This is a genomic window from Duganella sp. Root198D2, from assembly GCF_001428585.1.
Classification (GTDB): Bacteria; Pseudomonadota; Gammaproteobacteria; order Burkholderiales; family Burkholderiaceae_D; genus Rugamonas.
Window position 1 is genome coordinate 1 of sequence record NZ_LMIC01000037.1, and the last position, 6112, is coordinate 6112.

At 58.1% G+C, this 6112-nt stretch carries 3 protein-coding genes and 5 pseudogenes; 1 reads left to right on the forward strand and 7 read right to left on the reverse strand.

What is annotated here, in order from left to right; all coding sequences use genetic code 11:
* The 3 pseudogenes from ASE26_RS31685 to ASE26_RS32175 form a co-directional block, all read right to left on the reverse strand.
* Positions 1–279: pseudogene (locus tag ASE26_RS31685) on the reverse strand (RHS repeat domain-containing protein); the annotation flags it as partial.
* A gap of 1 nt (position 280) precedes the next feature.
* Positions 281–873 (reverse strand): annotated as a pseudogene (locus ASE26_RS32170) (hypothetical protein); the annotation flags it as partial.
* Position 874: 1 nt separating this feature from the next.
* Positions 875–1232, reverse strand: a pseudogene (locus tag ASE26_RS32175) (hypothetical protein); the annotation flags it as partial.
* 345 nt (positions 1233–1577) lie between these two features.
* Between ASE26_RS32175 and ASE26_RS21785 the strand changes: the two are divergent.
* Positions 1578–2501 (forward strand): integrase core domain-containing protein, encoded by a 924-nt coding sequence (locus tag ASE26_RS21785; RefSeq protein WP_057246936.1) that lies wholly within the window; start codon positions 1578–1580, stop codon positions 2499–2501.
* Between the two features lie 265 nt (positions 2502–2766).
* Here ASE26_RS21785 and ASE26_RS30185 read toward each other — a convergent pair whose 3' ends face one another.
* From ASE26_RS30185 to ASE26_RS32190, 4 genes and pseudogenes are all read right to left on the reverse strand, one after another.
* Entirely contained in the window at positions 2767–3198 is a 432-nt protein-coding gene (locus tag ASE26_RS30185) for an SMI1/KNR4 family protein (RefSeq protein ID WP_082507416.1), read from the reverse strand.
* Positions 3198–4829, reverse strand: a complete 1632-nt coding sequence (locus ASE26_RS32180; protein WP_200960831.1) for an HNH/ENDO VII family nuclease — start codon at positions 4827–4829, stop codon at positions 3198–3200. The genes ASE26_RS30185 and ASE26_RS32180 overlap by 1 nt, the downstream gene beginning before the upstream one ends.
* 47 nt (positions 4830–4876) lie before the next feature.
* Positions 4877–5415 (reverse strand): annotated as a pseudogene (locus ASE26_RS32185) (RHS repeat-associated core domain-containing protein); the annotation flags it as partial.
* A gap of 4 nt (positions 5416–5419) precedes the next feature.
* Positions 5420–5884 (reverse strand): annotated as a pseudogene (locus tag ASE26_RS32190) (hypothetical protein); the annotation flags it as partial.
* Positions 5885–6112 lie beyond the last annotated feature (228 nt).

A 6112-nucleotide genomic window follows, 5' to 3' on the forward strand; every position in this document is an offset into this window, starting at 1 on the left:
CTTGCGGTTGCCGTTGCTGTCGTACTCGTAATCGGTACGCGACAGGTTGCTGCCGCCTTTCTGGTGCAGCACGCTGCTGACGCGGCCGGCCTTGTCGTARTTGAAGACGCTGGCCACGCCGTTGTTGTAGTCGATGCGCGTTTCCAGGCTGGAGCGGTCGTAGCTGTAGCTGGTCACGCCCGATTTGCCGACCACCGAGGTCAGGCGGTTCAGCACGTCGTAGCCGTAGCGGGTCACCTGTCCATCCTGGGTCAGGGTGGACAGCTTGTTGCCGTTGGCNGATTTGCCGACCACCGAGGTCAGGCGGTTCAGCACGTCGTAGCCGTAGCGGGTCACCTGTCCATCCTGGGTCAGGGTGGACAGCTTGTTGCCGTTGGCRTCGTAGGTGCTCGATACCTTGGCGCCGAAGGCGTCGGTGTGCGTGATCTGGCGGTCAAAGCGGTCGAAGGTGTAGCTCGAAGTGCGCGTGCTGCCGCCCTTCTGCTCCACCGATACCACGTTGTTGTTGGCGTCGTAGCCGGTAGCGATGTCGGTAAAGCCGTCTTCGCTGGCCGAGTAGTGCCTGGTCTGTTCGCGGTTGATGGCGTCGAAGGTGCGCGTAATGACCGTGCCGTTGCCGTCGGTGTGGCTGCCCATGTTGCCGGCGGCGTCGTAGACGAAGCTCTCGCTGGCGCCATCCGGGTAGCGCACGCCGCTGCGGCGGTTCAGCACGTCGTAGTCGTAGCGCGTTTCGTTGTTCAGCGCGTCGAGGTACGAGACGTGGTTGTCGGCCTTGTCGTAGCCGTAGGTGTGCGTGCCGGCGGCGTCGCTGACCGTTTTCAGGCGGTTGGCGGCGTCGTACGTCGACGTCGCGGCATTGCCCAGCGGGTGCACNTCTCGCTGGCGCCATCCGGGTAGCGCACGCCGGTGCGGCGGTTCAGCACGTCGTAGTCGTAGCGCGTTTCGTTGTTCAGCGCGTCGAGGTACGAGACGTGGTTGTCGGCCTTGTCGTAGCCGTAGGTGTGCGTGCCGGCGGCGTCGCTGACCGTTTTCAGGCGGTTGGCGGCGTCGTAAGTCGACGTTGCGGCATTGCCCAGCGGGTGCACGACGCGCGTGCGGTTGCCCGCGCCGTCGTATTCGTACGTCGTGGTCTGGCCCAGGGCGTTGGTGACCGAAGTCAGGCGGCGGCGGGCGTCATGCGTGTTGACGGTCTGGCGGCCCTCGGGGTCGATGACTTTCGCCACGTCGCCCACGCTATCCAGTTCGAACCTGGTGATCGCCGCCAGCAGGCGGTTCTCGGACGTGCGCAGGTTGCGGCGGTCGTAGCTGTAGGACCCGTTCTGCTGTTCAATAGAGGCTCATGGCCTCCGGCAGCCCGCGAAATCAACGTTTCGTGGGCTGCAAATGAAACGAATTTTTAAAGATCGATTGCCACTTTACGTCGGCAGAACGTTTGCATGGGCGGGCGGGCAGAATTCTACTTGATTGATGCTGCCGCGTGGAGATACCGCCTGCCGTTAAAGGCGAAAACTGCATTTATGATGTTCACTTTCGATGACCAGTTCATGCGGAAAAATCTGCACAAACAACTATAGCAAATGAATTTTCTGCTTCAGTACTACATCTACTTCATGGACTGGTGGAGCAAGCATCTGCGGCAAGTGCTGCGCAAGCAAGCTTTGTTAGCCGATTTCGCACGAGCGGCGCAGCCACCAAACTTGCGAGTTCGCCCTGCACCACCGCGCCAAACGCGGCGCAACCGCAAGCCCGACTGGGCGGTCGAACTGGTGCTGGCGTTGCATCGGCACGGCCTGAGCATCCGTCAGATCAAGGCCCAGTTTGATCGGCAGGGCGCAGCCCTTGGCCAGTCGATCAGCCTAGGCACCATTTGCGACTGGCTGCGGCGCTACGCCTCGAACATGCGCGCTGTCCAGCAGCGCACCAAACACCGGCAGCCGAAACATATTCCAGCCAACAAAGAATGGGGTGTGGATGCTACCGGCAAACAAGACGTGGCAGGTAATGTGCACTTCATCTTTGGCATCATCGACTGCGGCACGCGCCTTTGCATTCATCTTTCCCGCACAGCGGGCCAGACATCGAAGGCGCTACTGAAAGAACTGCGTGCAGCCGTTGCCATTTACGGTAAGCCCCAGCGGATTTGCACCGACAACGCACCGGTCTTCCACAGCAAGGAATTCGCGCAAGGACTACGCGCGCTCGGCATCAAGCATCGCTTTATCGGGCGTGGCAAGCCCTGGCAAAACGGGCGCATCGAGCGCTTGTTCCTGACCTTGAAGCAGAAGCTGAACTTGCTGGTGCCTGAACGCCCGCAGGACCTGGACTCGCTGCTTGCCACATTCAGGAAGTGGTACAACGAGATTCGGCCGCATCAGCATTTGTTTGGCTGGACACCGATGGAGGCCTGGCGCGGAATCAATCCTTATCTGAACTCACCGAAAGCGTTCGTTCCTTTCCAGGGCTGGAACGGGCTATTGAAAGGATTCGTGCCGCTGCATTAGCCAGCAACCGAGTGGCGGTCTGTTGAACATGGCGAACGACAGGTGTTCAGGCTCGCGCTCGCCCACCATCCAGGAACTGCTGAAATACTAGGCACATTAATTCGAGCGATCGTACAATTTGCTGAAAAAAACGGCTCAATGGTCAGCGAGTTGTGCATTGTGGGGCCGCTTTTGGTTTGAAAAAAGTTGCCCGCAGCCCCTACCCCAAGTTCAACTGAACACTGAACGGGGCAACTGAACGGGGCAGCAGGGGCAGGGGCAGCTATTACTCCAGAAAAGCGCGCATATCATCTTCAAGAAACGAAGCAAAATCTTTTGCGCGATAACGTGAGTAAGATTTTGACGGACAGTCCCAGACAATCACGCGACATTCCCCATTGTTGCGTTCGGATGTGTCAATGCAAACAAATTCATCACCATCGTGATCACATACAACAATCATATGATTCGGCAAATTACACGAAAGGCGGGCTCGTCCTGTTTCTCGCACAATGTTTTGCATCGTTGCGCCTAATCCCAAATACTCGTTAGGACCAAACGACACCCATCCCCAACGTTTCAAATAGTCGGTAAATGATTCAGGAAATTTGAGCCCAAGCGTTTCCTCGGCGTTTCTTATTTCCTGATCCGGCTGAGGAGTTCCAACATCGGCGAGATCGGCATTCGCAGCGATCAATTGTTCTACGAAATCAAGCATCACTTAAAGCCCTTTGCCCGTTCTGTCCAGTACCAATAACGGAAATTATTAAAAGCCTTCTCCGCGTCTGTCGTCTTCCCATCCACCGAGTACCTGAAACTCTTGCCCGGTTCAGTAAGGCCATGCAATATTTTCGTGTTGTCCGAATGTAGTTTCCCACCTACCTCTGCCAAAGCACCCGGTTCATCTTGAGTAAGATGATGAAGGTTTACTTTCTCTCCATCGTAGCCAATCGGAGGCCTGCCTTTCTTCATTCGCTGAATATTGGTCATTCCATCCACACTGTGATAAGGGTCAAATAGATCATTTCTGGAATAGACTTTTCTATACCCGACTCGGTCGACTCCAACGACGCGAGGCTCTTCCCAGTACTTCAGTCGGCGCGTTGTAGCCACTTCAGCGGCAGGACGTCCGCCTTCGGCATCCCAAGTCTCGATGCAGTCAACATTATGCACCCAAGCTCTCAAGTGACCGACAAAATATGAATGGAAGTCATCTACAGTTAGGTTGTATGTTTCCGGAGATCGATGCAGGTCGACCAATGAAACCACATCGAGTCCAGTTCCATCGTTTGACTGGACAAGCATACCCAGCTTCAGTTTCCCACTCTCGACCCATCCTGACGCCTCGGAGCCTTCAATAAAGCGGCCCTTGTTTAACACCCAGAATGGATGGTTATCGGTCACAGTCAACGTTTCTGACTCACCGGTCGCGCTACGCAATGTCAGATCAAACACGCCCTTGTTTTGCGTGAGTATCAGTTTTAGGACTGGCTTATATGCGAGCTCGCCAGTCACATCGCTCTTCGAAAGTACTAGATCGCCCTCGCGAACATCTTCAATGGATTTGAATCCACCCTGAACGGATACTAGCGTGCCAGCAACAAAGCAAGACTTGCATGGACTGCGCCGCGGACTGCCTTCTGCGGCTTGGCGGGGCATTGCGGCATGCTCAGCCTCTTTCGCCGCCAACCGCTGTTCTGCTTTAAGGGCTTGTTGTTCAATGCGACGCTCTTTTGCACCCTTATTGATAAGACGCAAGCCGTCCTTAGCGCCTTCCAAAACGAATTTCCCGCCAGCTTTAGCCACTCGAGCGCCATATTTTGCTGCCATTCCACCCGCGAAGCTATATCGGTCAGGTCCAGCAGCTTCGAGAATTGCTCCACCAATCTCACCAAACTCCACGCCGATTCGATTCATTTTTCGGCTTTGGATTTGGCCTGGCGTCATTGTCTCTACATCTATGCCGCCTTCCGAGCTCTCTTTCGTCAGGTCGGAATCGATAGTGCTGTCGCGCTGAACCTCGTCGAAGTTATTTCCGACAGAATCCCTGAACCGCTTAGATCCCTTGGCACGCTCCTCCCTATCATAGACATCACGATGGGCAGTACGCTGTTGCTTCGCTTCAGCGCTCATGCAGTCGTCGGGATTCTGCGAGAAGCAGTTTGGCCTCGTGTTTTGGTACCCGTTCAGGTCCACATAAACCGTCGGATTAGCATACGCGTACAGGTAATGATGCAGCGAAAGCGGCGTGTTCCAGTCGCCTTCATACGGGTCTTGCGTAATGAAGCGGCCTAGCTGCGGGTCGTAGTAACGCGCCTGGAAGTACACCAGGCCGGTCTCCGCATCCATCTGGTGGCCGGTGTAGCCGAACTTGTTGGCGCTCTGGCCGGTCGCCNTGCGGGTCGTAGTAACGCGCCTGGAAGTACACCAGGCCGGTCTCCGCATCCATCTGGTGGCCGGTGTAGCCGAACTTGTTGGCGCTCTGGCCGGTCGCCTCGGTGATGTTGCCGAAGGCGTCGTAAACAATCTCGCTCTTCAGCTTGCCGCTGCCATCGGTGGTGGCGACGATCGAGCCCAGCGCGTCGCGATGCAACGCCTGGCTGCCGTCGTCGCGGTGCCACATGCCGACCGGGTGGCGGCCGTCGTTGTCGTAGCGGGCGATGACTTCGCCGCCGCTGTCGCGGTCCTGGAAGGCATTGCGGCCATCCCACAGGGTGCGCAGCTTGACCGGTGGTGCRCCCGGCTGCAGCGGGTCCTTGGCTTCCTTCTCGATGCGCAGGCCAAGGTGGTCGTTGCTGTAGCGGCCCAGCRTGGTGCCGTTGCGCGCTACCGAGATCAGGTTGTCGTTGCCGTTGTAGCGGTAGATGGTGCTGTCGCTGCCCTGCTTCTTCTCGGTCAGGTTGCCTTCGCCGTCGTAGTTCAGCGTGGTGATCACGCCNCGCCTGGCTGCCGTCGTCGCGGTGCCACATGCCGACCGGGTGGCGGCCGTCGTTGTCGTARCGGGCGATGACTTCGCCGCCGCTGTCGCGGTCCTGGAATGCATTGCGGCCATCCCACAGGGTGCGCAGCTTGACCGGKGGTGCGCCCGGCTGCARCGGGTCCTTGGCTTCCTTCTCGATGCGCAGGCCAAGGTGGTCGTTGCTGTAGCGGCCCAGCATGGTGCCGTTGCGTGCGACCGAGATCAGSTTGTCGTTGCCGTTGTAGCGGTAGATGGTGCTRTCGCTGCCCTGCTTCTTCTCGGTCAGGTTGCCTTCGCCGTCGTAGTTCAGCGTGGTGATCACGCCGCTGCCRTCGTCGATGGTCTTSAGCTCGTTGCGKGAGCCGTAGGTCGAGGTGCGCTTGSTYACCGTTGGCGCGCYGCCGTTTGCCGTGGTGGTCACGGTTTCSGTCAGGCGGTTGGCCATGGCGTCCAGGCCGAAGTCGGTGGCAACCGACTTGGCAGCGCTGGTGGTCACGGTACGGGTCAGGCGGTCGGCGCCGTCGTAGTCGTAGCTSGTGACCTGGGCGCCGGCGACGCGGTTGATGGTCTCCTTCTTGCGGTTGCCGTTGCTGTCGTACTCGTAATCGGTACGCGACAGGTTGCTGCCGCCTTTCTGGTGCAGCACGCTGCTGACGCGGCCGGCCTTGTCGTA